This is a genomic window from Synechococcus sp. BO 8801, from assembly GCF_002252675.1.
In the GTDB taxonomy this organism is placed as follows: domain Bacteria; phylum Cyanobacteriota; class Cyanobacteriia; order PCC-6307; family Cyanobiaceae; genus Cyanobium.
Window position 1 is genome coordinate 53,788 of sequence record NZ_NQKY01000006.1, and the last position, 14,485, is coordinate 68,272.

Consider the following 14,485-nt stretch of genomic DNA (forward strand, 5'->3'; position numbering starts at 1 on the left):
AGCAGAAGTCGGGAGCCAGAGTCCTGGCCGAAGGTCAGGGGCCGTTCTCGGGGAAGCAGAAGCGGAGCGCTTCGGCCGCCTCCTCGAAGGAAGGGGAGACGTCGAGCCATGGGGATCGGATGCGGGCAAAGGCGCCAGCTGGGAAGTAGCGAGAGAGGCTGGAGTAGGAAGCGCCTCGGAGGCGATCGGCTGGCAGGACCAGGCCGGCGGTGGCGTTGCCGCTGCGGGCGCACCGGAATCGGACCTTGCAGTAGCCGCTCATGGCAGCGCCTGCGGCGCCGGGGACCCAACGGGGAGAGCCACAGCCTGCACAGCAGGCGGAGCCTGCAGGAGGAAGCGATAGACAGTGCAGTCGGATGCCTTGCAGTAACCGGCAGCGTCGTGATACCGGGTGAAGCCGTACTCTTCATCGGCATCGACGCAGGTGGCGGATTTGGTGGAGAAGGTCTCCGCCCACCAGGCATCGGCAGCAGCAATCTCGTCGTCTTCTAGACCTGAGGGGTCATCGTTAATGAAATAGCACGCCCAATGTGTGGGGAGGAGGTGGCTGACCAGGGAGGGATGGCGTGCATCCCGTTCGCTTCGTTTGAGGAAAACGGGCTCGGGGGGGCACAGGGGTGGATCTGGCAGGTAGAGGCTGGAAGTAGCCATAAAAGTCACAGCGTCAGAGGGACACAAAAAAGCCCCGCACAGAGGCGGGGCAAACCAATCCAGGCGGATTTGAACCGCCATACAGCAAGGCGCCCCCTGGTAGGGACACAGGGGGGCGCTCGCTGCGCCTTGCCTGCTACGCAGAGACCTCCAAGAGGTCTGGAATGCATGCAGGTGGATTGGGGATTTGGATGGTATTTGTCGAGTGTTGTTGCTCTTCTTTTCAGTCCCATCCGGAGACTGGAAGCCGGAGTTTCACCGCATCCCTGGTTAACCATCCTTGGGAAGATGGAAAGAGGGATGGAGATCGTGCTCGATCTCGCTGCGACGGCTACACCGGGCCCCAATGGGCATAGGAAGGGAGTAGCGCGTCAGGTCCGCAAGGACCCGCAGGAGGAAGACTTGGCGTCTATTGTTACTGTCCTGCGCATGTATGGGCGCCTGTTGTGTTTTGGCGCAACGCTGGGGAGACTTAGTCACGGGAAGCCTGTTGACCCGCACAAAGGTGCGCACCGGCTCGATCCGTCTTCGGGCATCTGCTGCCCTCGTCCTCCCGCTAAACCCCTCCGTCGTTTGGCCGAACGAGTGTCTCTACTGGGCCGCATGCCCTGCGCTGAGCGGATTGGATACCGTCAGGCGTCTCGTTTGCACCTACCGGTTGACGTCACAGCAGCCGCTGAAGGCTGCAGATCCGTACAACTTTGGGGGAGCGTTTCTATGTTTTGGCGCAGCACAATCGGCCGCTAGCAATCCTGCATAGGCATGGTGCGCAAGTAGCGCTGATGTAGTGAGAGGGATTAGGCTATTCGGCTGTCAGCATCAGGGCTGCAAGCCTGACCGGTGAGAGTGAGCGACTGCGGCGCAGTCCTGTCTCATCGGTTGAAAGCAACATAGGGGGTAGTTGGTGGATAAGTCAAGCGATTGGGGAGGACTAGGTGACTGTGGAGAGGGGATGAGTTGAAGCGCAAGATGAGGTCTAAAGAGGGTAGATAGACTTCCAGGTACTAGTAAATGTATAAATGTGAAAGAGAAGAGCTGGAAAGATTAGAGAGGAAGATCTTATTGACTGAAGAGCTGGAAAGAAGTTGGCACTGCCTTCGAGGGCCCGCCATCCCTTCTCATTGAGTCAGCCATGTGAATGGTCAGACGAAAATGTCTGGATCGAGACATCCAGCGGCTCAATAGGATCAAAAAGCAACTGTTCTGACCCTTAGCGCCAGCTCAAGATAACTTCCAGTTTGCGATTTGGAATGCTGTGGGCATCGACCGCCCTACGGGTCTAGTCGATATCGACCGCCGAGGGCATGACCTCAATCAGTGCCAGGCGCTGCTCCAGGACCTCCATCTGCTCCGACATTTCTGCCCAGCGGGCTGCCGACTCACGCCGCTCAACCACATGGTTCATGGTGTTGATGATCAGCTTGGCTGCGCCTAAGGCGATCGACTCGGACTGAGAACTCAGCAGCTCTCTGGCTTTTCGAACCGCATCGCCGTAGCCCTGCTGCAACTCCTTGGTTGCCTCCGACTCCAGTTGCTGCAGGGCTTCATCGACCGCGCGGACATAGTCAGGGTTGCGTCCCCATGAGAGAAGCGTTGTGTAGCCAATGTTCAGCTCCTGCGCGATCTGGCGCAGCTGCATCCCCTCCGCCGTCATCAATACGGCCTTCCTTTGACGGGGTTTCAGGGTTGCTGAGGTCATAGAAGTTTCACTTCTGGTTGGAATTCGTCAACTTTGGCGCGTATTCCAGTAGTTGAAATATCTTGGACTGCTATCTCAATCGAGCTGCTGCGGGTCACCGCTTCAGCCTCAGCCCGCTGGTCGTCTTGGCTGATGAGTGGGTAGGAGTGCTGGATGCTGAAGACATGCCATGGCTCCAGACGCTCACCAATCAAGCGGCGAACCAGAATCTGATGGCAAAATCTACCCCCGTCCTGGCCTGGCGCAAACGTTCTTTGCCGCTCGCGATCGATCTTTCATTGTGCTCGGGGGAATGTGTTGTGGATCTCAGGCGATCAGAGCGAGTAATGGCTGGGGTTTCACTTTGATCGGATGGGGATCGCACCTGAAGACGGAGACCCGTGGTTTCGCCTCGTCAGCGGCTGGAGGATCGATCGCCCTGGTGAGTTCAACAAGATCGTGAAGGAGGTCCAGCCTTCTCTGATCGTGATCGACTCTCTGGGATCGGTTTCCGACCTCGGGGATGCGAAGGAAAACGAGGGGGCTTATGCAGCGCCGCTCTACGACATCTCTCGGAGGAATAGGGCGCTGGATCTGGAGGATGGCTTCCCGGCTGCAGCGATCATCTGGATCCACCACAAGAAGAAGGACGGGTCGGACTTCAGGGGGACGGACAGGCTGCTCAATGCGGTGGAGGAGACCTGGGGGCTCAGAGAGCTCACCGAGGAGGAGGAGGCTGAGCACGGGGTCAACAGCCGGATCCTGACGATTGGGAAGAGCCGGTTTGATCGCTCTCGGGACAGGCTGCTGGTGACCCGGGACCACAACCTGAACTACGAGATCAAGGATCTGACGGCGACGCTCCACAGGATGGGTGTGAACCGGAATGGGGACCTCGACCCGGCGGGGGTGGTCCTGGAGGTCCTGAGAGCGGCCGAAGGACCGCTGAGGGAAGAGGAGGTCCGGGAGGAGGTCAAGGCGTACCTCCAGGCCGAGGGGCACGACCGGATCCCCAAGAGGTCAGCGGTCAGGAAGTACCTGCAGGGGTGGGTGGTCGACGGGATGGTCCGGGTTGAGAAGGTGAAGGGCTCGGGGCAAAGGGGTCAGCCGCCCAAGGCTTACAGCCTCGCGTGTGCGGGGGGAGAGGGAAACCGTGTCTTTATTGATTTGGACAAACGAGACTCATGGCCACCACAGGTTTCTGCATTTCTGACACGGGGCGGTGAGAATCGTGTCAGTAATCGAAAATCCGAGGAGCGTGTCAGTATTCCGCCTCTCTCCCCCGAGGACGCTGGGAATACTGACACCAAGGCCCAGGAGCCTAATACTGACACGGGGTGTGTCAGTATTCAAAACCCCTGCGCCGCAACGGTTCCCGAGGACGCTGGGAATACTGACACGGACACCTCTGCACCCCACGCGAGGCGGGATGGCGGGCCGGTTCCGGAGGGGCAGACCTGGGGCGGCCCCGAGGGCGAGGAGACCTTCATCCCGGCTCCCCCCGAGAACGTGGGACTCACGGATGAGACGGATGAGGACCCGTGGCCCAGGTTCGACTGAGTCGGCGTGATCAGTTCATCTGCAGAGAGGAGACTCTGACTCAGAACGCCTTGCGGAAGTTGGTGAAGGCATACCTGCATGCCGAGGGGCACGAAGGGATCCCAAAGAGGTCATTCTTCAGGAAGTGCCTCCACAGGTAGGTGGTAGATGGGATGGGCTGGTTCGAGACGGTGAAGGTCTCGGGGCAAAGGGGTCAGCCTCCCAACGTTGTCAGCCTCGCGTGTGCGGGGGGAGTGGGGACTAACGCATTTATTGATTTGGACAACCGAGACTCATGGCCACCACAGATTTCTGATTTCTTTCGCGCTGGCGTGAGAATCGCGCACTTATCCGACCGCGCACTTATTCCGGAGGAGGGAGAAGGAGGCCCAGGCACCACTCCCCCCGAGGACGACCCAATAAGTGCGCGGCGGAGGCCGAGGGGAATAAGTGCGCGGACCACGCACTTATTCCGAACCTAGTTGCGGCAACGGATCCCGAGGACGATTCCAATACGTGCGCGGACACCTCTGCACCCCGCACGCGAGGCGATGGAGGCCCGGTCGAGGAGGGGCAGACCTGGGGTGGCCCCGAGGGCGAGGAGATCTGGGTCGGGTGGACGGAACAAGCTTGGACCGGTGCTCCCCCTGAAAACGATGGTTGGGGTGGGAAGGAAGACACCGCACATCAGCCATCCAGAAAGCCCGGGAAGGCGAGCTAATGGCTGGGATGGCGCCATTTGCCTCACGGATGCACCCGGAGGACCTGAGGGCCTTAGGACGGGCGCTGACGCTGCAAGGGGGTGTGCTCCTCGACCGGTCTCGTCGGGATTTGAAGTGCTCGGGGAAGAGCCGGGGAGGCCCCCTCTTTTCAGCTCAATGACCTCGCGTGTGCGGGGGGAGAGGAAAACAGTGTCTTTATTGAATTGGACAGACGAGACTCATGGCCACCACAGGTCGCAGCATTTTTGACACGGCCTGGTGAGAATCGTGTCAAAACCTCCATTTCCGCCGAGCGTGTCAAAACCCCAGAGGTGGACGAACTGGTGTCCCCCGAGAACCCTGAAGGTTTTGACACACAGGAAGGCAAGGGGGGTTTTGACACGCACTGCGTCAAAACCTCGGACTCAGGTGCTGCAACGGATCCCGAGGGCCAAGAGGGTTTTGACACGGACACCTCCGCACCCCACGCGAGGGAGGATGGCGGGCCGGTCGAGGAGGGGCAGACCTGGGGTGGCCCCGAGGGCTTGGAGATGTTCACGGTCCAGGTCGACGGGATCCAGCAGGGGCCTGTGCTGCCTCCCGAGAGCGATGCTCTGAGCGATACAAACGGCTCCGCACCTCAAGACTGTCGCTGACGCTTCAGGGTGGGTGCCTTGGTCTGGGGTTGATGGGGTGGTACGCACCTCGGGGAGAAGGGGGGTGGTCGCTCCACCAAACCCAACGGCCTCGCGTGTCCGGGGGGAGGGGGAAACCCCACAGAAATTGATTTGGACAATCGAGACTCATTGCCCCCACTGGATTCTCGATTTATGCGCGACGGAGTGAGAATCGCGCAGAAATCCCTTTCGGAGGCAACCGCGCAGAAATCCCCAACAGTGCTCCCCGAGGACGGTGGAGATTTCTGCGCGTGCGAGGGAGAGGGAGATTTCTGCACACCCCGCGCAGAAATCTCTAGCCCAGGTGCCGCAATGGATCCCGAGGACGCTGAGGATTTCTGCGCGGACCCTCCTTCACCCCACGCGAGGCAGGATGGAGGCCCGGTCGAGGAGGGGGCGACCTGGGGTGGCCCCGAGGGCTTGGAGACGTTCGTGGTCTAGGTCGAAGGAATGATGCAGGGACCAGCCCTGCCCCCCGAGAACGATTGTCGGGGCATGACGGAAGACTCCGCACCTCAGGCATCCATACGGCTCAGGAAGGCGGCCAGGCAGCAGGGAGGCTGTCTTAGGCATCAAGGGTGGTTCTGGAGGCCCTGACGGCATCAGAGCGGCCCCTGACGCTTCAGGAGATGTGCGTCACAGTTTGGGGGCGACGGGTTGCTACGTGCTCGGGGGGAGAGGGCGGGCGGGTGGTCCCTCCACTCCATCAAGCTCACTGGCCTCGCGTGTGTGGGGGGAGAGGGGAACCGTGTCTTTATTGATTTGGACAACCGAGACTCATGGCCACCACAGCTTTCGAGGTTTTGCCACAGTGGGGTGAGAATCGCGGCAAAACCCCCTATGACCCCGAGCGTGGCAAAACCTCCCCCGAGGACTTCGTAGGTATTGCCACGCTTGCAGAGGTAGGAGGTTTTGCCACGGAGAATGGCAAAACCTCCGTTCCAGTCCCCGCAACGGATCCCGAGGACGAAAACGGTTGTGCCACGGACCGTCTCGCACCCCGCACACGCGAGCCGGGCGGCCTGATCGAGGAGAGGGTGACCTGGGGTTAGGTCCAAGGAGTCAAGGAAGTGTCACAGCCTCCAACTGAAAACGAACCGAGCGAGGCGGATGACCCAGCGCAGCAGGCATCTACACGGTCCAGGAATGCGGCCAGGTAGCTGGGAAGGCAGCTAGGCACAACGGTTGGTCATGGAAGCCCTGAGGGGCCTCAGAGCGGGCGCTGAAGCTTCAAGAGATGTGCGTCATGGTTTGGGGCCGAAGGGTTGCTACGTGCTCGGGGGGAGAGAGAGGGCGGGTGGTCCCTCCACTCCATCAAGCTCACTGGCCTCGCGTGGGTGGGGGGAGAGGGGAACCGTGTCTTTATTGATTTGGACAACCGAGACTCATTGCCACCACAGGTTTCTCGATTTGTGACGCGGCCTGGTGAGAATCGCGTCACAAACCCAATTTCCCCCGAGCGCGTCACAAATGAGCGAGTGCCCCCCGAGGACGCCCTGATTTGTGACGCAGCACCTGAGCCAGGCATTTGTGACGCACCTCGCGTCACAAATCAGAAGTCAGTCGTAGCAATGGATCCCGAGGACGAGATCGTTTGTGACACGGACCCTCTCGCACCCCGCACGCGAGTGGATGGCGGCCAGGTCGAGGAGGGGGTGACCTGCGGTGGCCCCGAGGACGCCTTGATTTGTGCCACGACGGGCGACCCAGGCATTTGTGCCGCACTGCGTGGCACAAATCAGAATCCTGGCCAGGAAAGGGATCCCGAGGACGGAGACATTTCTGCCGCGCACACCTCTGCACCCCACGCGAGGGAGGCTGGCGGGCCGGTTGAGGAGGGGCAGACATGGGGTGGCCCAGAGGGCGTGGAGACGTTCATGGTCAAGGTCGACGTGATGCTGCAGGTACTGGTGCCCCCCCCCACCTGATCAACCGATCCGGTTCTGCAGGAACAGCCTGGTCCCTGTCGTATCAGTCATCCGCCAGGGGACGTCGATGAACGCCTCCGCCGCGAACCCCACGCGGCGTTCTCCGCTGGCTGTGGGATGGCCACCGGTAAGGGAGCGCACTCCAGCGGGTGCCCCTACGGCGATGGCGCGAGCGACGGTCCACAGCACCTGACGGCCCTGGTGGTGACGCTCGAAGCGATAGCCGTAAGCCTCATGCCCGCTGCGCCAGGACGTCACCCCCTGACCCAGGAGGGCTGCCAGATCGGTGGTGGTGAGGACCAGGGCGTTATCGGCAGCCTCAGCCAGCCCCCGAGCCCGCAGTAGGGGATCCGAGCCTGGGCCTGACGCCGCCTCCCTGATCGCCCCCACCAGGGCCGCCAGGTCGCTGCCAGGGGGCTTCACGATCGCCATGGAGTCTGCTGGTGTCGCTGCAGTCGCACTGCCATCAACGGGCCCCGGTTTCAGACCAGGGAAGGTGCCCATGGGCTGTCCCGACTGGAGATGGTCGTGGAGCCTCTCCCCGAGCTCGATGAACGCACCTGGCCAAGTGGTGAGGGTGGAGGAGACGCGGATCAGATCGACCCCGAGAGCGCGGGCGCGGGCCTTGAGGCCGTTGCGGCTGATCCCCCATCGCTGCTCCAAGTCCCTGATAGAGACATCGGCGGGCGCCACGTCAGAGGGTGCTGTCATGGTGTCGCGGTGCTGGCTCGACAGCAGGATGCCGCGTATGCGGGGTGCTGTCGAGCTGTCGCAGTGCCATCACGCCAGATGGAGGAGTGGAGTTGGATCAGGTGGAGAGGATGGAGGTCTCGGCGGGCCAATCCCCAAGTGATCACAGCAAGCCAATCCATACCGCCCCAGTCCCAATGTGACGCCAGCAGAAGCTCAGTAAGTCCCAACCTTGCCTGATCTGGGTCGAGGACCTGACTTCCGTCGGCAACCGATGCTTTGACTCTTTCGTAAACGACAGCTCAATCAGCGCTAAGCAGATCAAACCTCCCCCCGTTTATAGGTTTCGCCGATAAGCGCCTCATTTCGCTTACGGGCATACTCTCTCAAGGCTTTCTCAGTCGCGGCAACGTCCCATGTAGTTCGACGTCCCTGGAGGATGAAGTGCTCTCCAGCCAAGAAAACGCCAGCGCGGCGCAGTTCGATAAATCGGTTACGGCTGATCCTGAACCGCCGAGCGATCTCGGTGGAAGTCAGCCACTCTGTAGTGGTGCTCATGGCATAAAGAAGAGATCACCGCCAAGCTCAATAGCTAGCAGTGGTTTGTAAGTGATCTCGCTTTAAGTGCCTGTGGGATTGTTCCTCGGCTGGAAGGCCGACCTGCAGCGCGGTGCAAGCTCCGATCGCGGGCTTTTGGGTGATGGCTGACCAACCGGAGAGCTTCCACCCAACCGACTGACCGCAGAATGACAAGCGCAGGTCATCCGCTATTGAGAACACCTTAGAGCACCCCTCAACACTTTTGCGCATCCTGTTCGGTTTTCTCTCCCCCGAACGCAGCCTCGAATGCCGCTGCCGCTGCTCCGTGGCTGACGAACCGTGCGTAGCGGCGCAAGTGGGTCTCCAGCGAGTGACCCATCGCCTCAGCGATGTACTTCGGCGGCACGTTGTTCCGGTGACAGGTGGCGGAGTAGTGGTGGCGCAGTGAGTAGGGAACCAGCTCCTCTCCCAGGTGATCCGCTTCCTCGCATAGCTGTTGCCAGATCACCTGGCGCCTAAGGAACCTTCCCATCCGATCGCCAGCGAGGCACGGATCGACGACCTGGGGTAGCCGCTCACCGCCTCGAAGCCTCTCCTCCAATCGCCATACCATGGGGGTTCCGTCAAGATCGAGCACCGGCGCAGCGAGCAACTGCCTGGGCCTGGTGGTCCCGCCCCCTGACTTCTTGCGGTAGTCGCACCAGAGTTGATCACCCTTAAAACGGAGATGGAACAACTCGGTTGGCCTCAGCCCGTAGACAGCGCAGAGCTGTACCGCAAATGCCCACCGGTTGGCTTCATCGCTGCCGATTGACTGCAAAGCCTGCGCCAGCCGTATGACCTGGCCGTCGGAAAGAGCAAACTGTTCGCGAGTGGGGGCCCGACGTCCCACGACCGTAGCGAGGTTGTGCGGGGGCGCCCAGGTCCTTGCGCTGACACCCTGCCGCTCGACCGCATAGCGGAGAAAGGCAGCACCGTTCTGGGTTGCGATCTGGCGACTACGGCTACCCAGATCCCATTGACGGACGGCCGCTTCTAACAGGTTGGGACTATTGGCTGGTGCTCCCTGACCCTGCATCAGATCTACCATGCGCCAAACAACGGGAGCGTATTTCATTCGCCAGGTCGTTTCACTGACCCCAGCACCGTGCTCCCTCTTGTGCTTCTCAAACGCGGCGGCTATAGCCGGCCAGTTGTAAGACGCTTCGCTGCTAGCCCCGTTGGCGAGGGTCGCTGCAGATCGAAGCTCCTCCCCCTGGGCCATGTAATTCGCGATCACCCGTAGTCGCTGGATCAGATCGTGCTCGTTCTCGTGGGACCAGGCGTAGGGAAGTGGGACCGAAACGCTTTTGATCCGCCCGTCCTCTTTGACGAATCGCTGTTGCAAACGTGCCTGGCCGGTTTTGTCGGGACCGAGGTTGCATCGAGCGGGCAGGTGCTTCCGCAAATGGGCCCGAACACGGGTCTCCCACGTCGCTTCAGTAGGTGCATGGTTGGCCACCGGTTGGTCAGCGGTTGGACAGGGGTTGGACGGAACGGAGCAGAAGCGAGCACTCCTGAGCAGTCGCGTCCCGAGCAAGAATGCCCAGATCCTATGCTATGACAAGCGGCAAAGCAGATCAGAGCACTTGGGAACAGATGGGAGCAGTTGCAGTTCTGTCGCTTTGGGAGCACTAGGTCGCAGGTTCGAATCCTGTCGCCCCGATTGACTTTTCAGGGATTGGCCAAGGCCACTGGTTGAAAAACCATTGATAACTGGCACTTCCTGGTCCGTTGATACAGGCAGGCCCTGTCCTGATCAAGCGACTGTCAAGGGATGACGCCAGCCGCAAGTCACTTTTTCTGAGCTTCTCTTGGAACGGACTCCCCCTGAGGTCGTCATACCTCAGGACGCCACTGCAGGCGCAGGCAACTGATGGAAGGCTTCAGGCAACGAGTAAAGGCCCGGCAGATGCGTCCTCGGGGGGGCACCCTCCAGCAGCTGTTTCTTCCACTGGTCCCCAATGAGAAGGGCGCCCCGTATCTAGCGCCCTTGGGCCGGTTGCAGGGTCTGGCTCGCGCTGCCCTGGTCATGGCCTCTGATTCATTGATAGATCCGCCTGCCTTGGTTGTCAGTACGGCAAGCCTAAAGAGGCGGTATGAGCAAGGCTTTGAGGGAGCCAGATCACCACTTGGGGCCGCATGGCGTCCAGCCCGCCTGGCGCTTCTCACCCCAGAGCTTCAGGGCCTCAGCCCGGCTCAGCTCCCGGCGTGATTTCAGCAGGGGGATCTCCTGATCGGGGAGCAGCTCGCCGCTGGTGATCTCCAGAAGTTGGATCCAATGCTCCCAGCGGGTCGGGCGAAAGCGCAGGACCTGGCGGCCATGGATCAGCCAGCCCTCTTTGGGGGTCAAGGGGACACGCAGCTCACGCTGGCTCATGCCTTGCGGAGCCTGGCCTCGATCAACCGGCAGCACTCCTCCACGTCCCCGGCGCACTCCACCCCCCCTCCGAGCGAGCAGAAGAAGTCCCTCCACAACACCAGCACCGCCAGCAGAACCAGCGGCCTGCCCGCATTGAGCGAATGGGCGGCTTCTGAGGCCGTGCCGGAGCCTCCGCTCCCGCAGACCACCACCACATCGGAGCTGAGAACGTTGATCACATTGCGGGCCTTGCCCATGTCGGTGAACAGGGCCAGATCCAGGTCCGCCGTGTTTTGCGACTCGTCGCCGTTGCCTTCATCGGGCAACACCCCCACAACCAAATGCCCGTCCACCCGCGCCGCGCCGCGGCTGGCCGCCGCCATCACCCCCGCCGGGCGACCACCGGTGAGCAGCACCCAACCCTTGCGGCTGATGCACTCCCCCAGCTCCTCGGCCAGGGCCACAGCCTCAGCGGAGGCGCCCACTCCGGCACCCATCACGCCCACCACCGCGCGCCGGTTGCTCATGCCACCTCCGGGCACCAGCCCCGCCGGCGTGTCATGTCCTCAGTCCAACCCTGGCAGCACCGGGTGAGGTGCTCCCCATGGGTGAGCAGGCCCTGGTGCAACTGGCAGGTAAGCAACGGGATGCAGTTCGGTCCCGTGTGGTGGCGAAACCAGTGGCAGGTCATGCAGACCTTGCGGCTGCGGCTGCTCTGCAGGACCTCCTGATCCAGATAGAGGACCACTCCTCAATTGACTGCTCAAGGGAGCCACCTGCTCGCGAGGTGGAACTGCGTGGGTGGTACCCCATGGGAGCCCTCTGCAAGTACACCCGTACTAGCATGGGAGATCCATCTCTGCTGCTGCACGGGATCCTTCCGGAAGGGCTGGGCGGAGCGCCTCGATGCGGTTCGCGAGTTCCTCGAAGCGGAGGCCATCCCCATAGGTCCGAATCAGGGCTTGGAGCCCGATCGAACGGCGGTCGCGATGGAGCTTGGCTGTGGGCACCACCCAGAAGAGCCATTGGCTCAGGTCTTGTGGATTCACCAGCGAGGGGTCCTGCTCTGCCAATAGGCAGAAGACATAGCCGGTCGCTGCTCGCGGCTCGATCGGGAAGCTGATCGTGCTCGGGCGCGCCTGCTGCCAGGACTGGACGAAGGCGGCCGACTTCACCTCCAAGGTGATGGAGCTGAACGTCACATCCACCTCAGCCCACTCGACACGGTGCTGACCAGGATCGAAGCCGAGAGCACGGTGCACAAGCCACTCGGCATAGGCACCACGGGTGCGATTCTCCAACAGGTGGCCGGAGTTCCAGCGGAGGAACGCGTCGAGATCCGTCATGTTGAGCTCGCCACTCGGGGGAAACGCATCACCCTGAGAGACGCCTTCATGTATCTAGAGCTGATGAGGAATGCTTCAGGGCCATTAAAAGAGTCTCCTGGAACGGATATCCTGGGGGCGGGCAGGGAGCGTGGTGGATACTTGGGTATGTAGAAAGCGTGGAATAGTCGACGAATATGGCAGGCCAAAGCCTCTGATGGACTTGCTTGGCGCTGCAGTTCTTGAAGTGTCTAGGTATATCAGGCAACAATCTCCTTTGAGAGTCGCTATGACATTCTCGCCCTGTTTCAGCGATTGAACTTCCATAACTGCTCGCTCTCATGCTCTATCCTTGCTATGCGCAGACGCTCTTGCGGTGAGGCATTGAATCGCATCAGGTTTTGGATGTCATACAAAAGAGCCTCGGCTTCAGCATAGTAGCTATGCCCGATGAAATCGATATTGAATTCTGGCACTACCACAGTGTCAATCCCTGCGGCTATTGTGTAGGGTGCATAGTAACCAGCCCGTGGGGCATTATGCAATAAGGACGAGATCGCCAGCGCCCTATCCGCCCTTGATGCATAGAGAGTAGTTCGGTCGCAGAATTGGGAATAAAGATTAGCCAGACTGAGGAAGAGATCCCGGTCCACATCAGGAGCGGCAAGGAAGATCTGGCCGAACTTTACATCTGATCGAGACTCCGTGTTCGCAGCGATGCGCTGAAGCGAACGCAGCAGGCCGCGGTTGCCCATGCTGTGAGCGATCAAGTGCACCTTCTCTGCACCGCAGTGGCGGGTGAAATCGATTAGGAAGTTTGTGATTGCCGGCTCACTGGCCTCGATAGTGGCCTCATCGGCGGGATAGGCGGAGATGCTGCCGCGCGAGGGCCAGCTGAAGAACGCCGTGGCGCCGGACACCTTGAGGTCCTCATCAAGCTGGGCCGCGCGGATGGCCGCCTCCTGGAAGCTGACATTGAAGCCGTGCAGATAGAGCAGGGCATGGGGGACCTCGCCTTCCTCACGGACGCTTTCCATGGCAGCGCGGATTTCGCTGAAAAAGGCGTCATGCTCGCGGCTTTCCACTGCCTGCAGGCGGAGACGATCGTCACGCAGATCGAATCGTCGCAACCGCCGCCAGAGGTTGCTGCCCGTCTCCCCGAAGCGATGGGCCTCTGGCACATGAACCAGTACCCGCCCATATGATGTGTAATTGTGCCGTTCATTTCCAAACGTTTCGCCCTCTGGCCTTCGGTCTGTAGCGAACCAGACCGGCACCACTCGGTCGCTCATAGAGGGTGATACTGGCTTCAGTTCACCCATTTCTTCGGCCTGCACAGGAACTAACAAGATCTGCTTGCGGCTCAACTTGATCTCAACCTGATCGCCTGGCTTGAGGCCCAGTAAGTTGGTGTAAGCCTTGCCAATCAACAGATTGCCATTTCCCTGAACAGTTGCAACGAAACTGAGCTTGGTTCCGCTCCTAATAGTGGCAGTCTTGCCACCACTTTCACCAAGCCTCACACCCTTGGCCTTCAACAAAGCTTCATAGAAGGCAGTGAAGTTTAGTCGCTTGCTTCCATCCTTCTTCGTGATGACGTAGCCAGTCGAGCGAACCAGTTCCGACTTGGATACATCACCAAGCTCTTTGACTTTTGCGAGTAGATCGGATCCAGTGAGCATCATGTGTTCAGGCGGTATGCTACTCAAAGAGAGATCGTAAAATCCTGGGTAACGAGGTAGATGACTTTAATTGGACAGATTCGGCCCCTGGCATCGTTAACTCCGGGCGGAAGGAGCAGAGATTGATCCCAGTGTAGACCTCATGGGGAGTTATGCCCCAGGAGAGTTGAGGTGTCTTACACGGGAATACCTCCAGAGGATGCGGGCGAGGCTGATCTCGGTTTCCCAGCCATCGCTGTATGCACGCAGGTACACCTCCTTTGAATTGACGCTGCGCCACAGCCTCTCCAACAAGATGTGTCGTAGCAGCGTCTACGGCCCCACCAGCTGATCAGGATCTCGTCTGCCTTGAGTCTGCCCACCAAAGCTCACGAGGTGAACTGCAGAACCGATCGAAATGGAAGATCTGGTATCTGGTGCTCGCAACCACTAATCGCCTCCATAGCGACCCTGGCCTTGAACTCGGGGCGATTAGTGCGGCGTTTGCTCATGGGTGGGAGCCCCCTATCAGGGGCGGTGCCCCGCCTAACAGGTTAACGATGGGGCCTGTCTAGAAAAACCAGAACACCTTAATGGTCGAAGCTAAATGGCAACTGATGGCGACAACCCACAACCTGCTGAAGTTGCTTCGGTTCTGGCGATCTGAGCAGGAGCAGACGACAGCGGTTTCATG

11 protein-coding genes and 1 pseudogene are annotated in these 14,485 nt (G+C 60.4%); 2 read left to right on the forward strand and 10 right to left on the reverse strand.

What is annotated here, in order from left to right; all coding sequences use genetic code 11:
- Positions 1-34: 34 nt before the first annotated feature.
- From CJZ86_RS06420 to CJZ86_RS06430, 3 genes are all read right to left on the reverse strand, one after another.
- On the reverse strand, positions 35-262 hold the full coding sequence (locus CJZ86_RS06420; protein ID WP_094585124.1) for a hypothetical protein: 228 nt from the start codon (positions 260-262) through the stop codon (positions 35-37).
- Positions 259-651: a DUF6926 domain-containing protein gene (locus CJZ86_RS06425; protein WP_094585125.1), complete on the reverse strand. Its 393-nt coding sequence runs from the start codon at positions 649-651 to the stop codon at positions 259-261. Before CJZ86_RS06425 ends, CJZ86_RS06420 begins: the two co-directional genes overlap by 4 nt.
- Positions 652-1,930: 1,279 nt before the next feature.
- A complete protein-coding gene (locus CJZ86_RS06430) occupies positions 1,931-2,290 on the reverse strand; it encodes an RNA polymerase subunit sigma-70 (protein ID WP_233133876.1) in 360 nt (119 codons plus the stop codon).
- Between the two features lie 122 nt (positions 2,291-2,412).
- Between CJZ86_RS06430 and CJZ86_RS16560 the strand changes: the two genes are divergently transcribed.
- The gene (locus tag CJZ86_RS16560) at positions 2,413-2,697 is read left to right on the forward strand and encodes a hypothetical protein (protein ID WP_143594062.1); all 285 of its coding nucleotides are present in this window, start codon (positions 2,413-2,415) and stop codon (positions 2,695-2,697) included.
- A 4-nt stretch (positions 2,698-2,701) separates the two neighbouring features.
- Complete coding sequence (locus CJZ86_RS06435; protein WP_094585127.1) at positions 2,702-3,889, forward strand: AAA family ATPase; 1,188 nt, start codon at positions 2,702-2,704, stop codon at positions 3,887-3,889.
- Positions 3,890-7,174: 3,285 nt separating this feature from the next.
- Here the strand turns inward: CJZ86_RS06435 and CJZ86_RS06450 are convergent.
- From CJZ86_RS06450 to CJZ86_RS17290, 7 genes and pseudogenes are all read right to left on the reverse strand, one after another.
- Complete coding sequence (locus CJZ86_RS06450; protein ID WP_143594063.1) at positions 7,175-7,885, reverse strand: hypothetical protein; 711 nt, start codon at positions 7,883-7,885, stop codon at positions 7,175-7,177.
- Positions 7,886-8,657: 772 nt separating this feature from the next.
- Complete coding sequence (locus CJZ86_RS06455; protein WP_233133877.1) at positions 8,658-9,905, reverse strand: site-specific integrase; 1,248 nt, start codon at positions 9,903-9,905, stop codon at positions 8,658-8,660.
- Positions 9,906-10,568: 663 nt separating this feature from the next.
- Positions 10,569-10,796, reverse strand: coding sequence for a DUF1651 domain-containing protein (locus CJZ86_RS06460; RefSeq protein ID WP_233133878.1), 228 nt, complete (start codon positions 10,794-10,796; stop codon positions 10,569-10,571).
- Positions 10,797-10,819: 23 nt separating this feature from the next.
- A complete protein-coding gene (locus tag CJZ86_RS06465; RefSeq protein ID WP_094585133.1) occupies positions 10,820-11,332 on the reverse strand; it encodes an SLOG cluster 4 domain-containing protein in 513 nt (170 codons plus the stop codon).
- Positions 11,333-11,644: 312 nt separating this feature from the next.
- A complete protein-coding gene (locus CJZ86_RS06475; RefSeq protein ID WP_094585134.1) occupies positions 11,645-12,151 on the reverse strand; it encodes a hypothetical protein in 507 nt (168 codons plus the stop codon).
- Positions 12,152-12,438: 287 nt separating this feature from the next.
- Complete coding sequence (locus CJZ86_RS17285) at positions 12,439-13,452, reverse strand: alpha/beta hydrolase (protein WP_353615215.1); 1,014 nt, start codon at positions 13,450-13,452, stop codon at positions 12,439-12,441.
- Positions 13,453-13,812: pseudogene (locus CJZ86_RS17290) on the reverse strand (AbrB family transcriptional regulator); the annotation flags it as partial.
- Positions 13,813-14,485 lie beyond the last annotated feature (673 nt).